Source organism: Bacillus sp. AFS012607 (assembly GCF_002558005.1).
Lineage (GTDB): Bacteria > Bacillota > Bacilli > Bacillales > Bacillaceae_G > Bacillus_A > Bacillus_A thuringiensis_S.
Map to the genome: position 1 here is coordinate 1 of NZ_NTVM01000085.1, position 659 is coordinate 659.

The window sequence follows — 659 nt, forward strand, 5'->3', positions numbered from 1 at the left end:
GCCAACATACAAGTATTGCTAACCCAAAACCATCCAACACAGTGGATACCTAAAGAAATAGACTGTATTAATATAAAAGAACATGAAATGAATATTTCGAGAGAAAAAAATATAAATCCTACAATTGAAGTTAAACCAGATAATTTGGCATATGTAATCTATACATCTGGATCTACAGGAAAACCCAAAGGGGTATTAATTGAACAAAAAAGCTTATGTAACTTTATTATTTCTAGTATTAATTTAACAAAAATGAATTCAGACAGTAGAAATATTCAATTTGCCTCATTATCATTTGATGCTTCAGTATTTGAGATATTTACTAGCCTAGTTTCAGGTGGAACTTTATATGTATGTAGTCAACACGATATTATGCCAGTTGAACCACTTACTCAGTTCTTGCAAAAAAATAAAATTACACATGCACTTTTACCCCCTACGGTACTTAATTTGTTAGATGAATCTGTATTTAAAGATTTACAGGTTGTTATTTCTGCGGGATCAGCCTGTAGTGAACAAGTGGCAAAACGATGGATGCAAAATCACCTTTTTATTAATGCGTATGGTCCAACAGAAACTACAGTTTATACCGTTGCGGGAATATACAAAGGAGATGGAGCACCTCCTATTGGTCGGTCCATTCCCAATGTAGAGGTATA

At 33.2% G+C, this 659-nt stretch carries 1 protein-coding gene; it reads left to right on the forward strand.

What is annotated here, in order from left to right:
* On the forward strand, positions 1 to 659 hold a 659-nt coding region (locus CN409_RS30845; protein ID WP_141527760.1), incomplete at both ends, for an AMP-binding protein.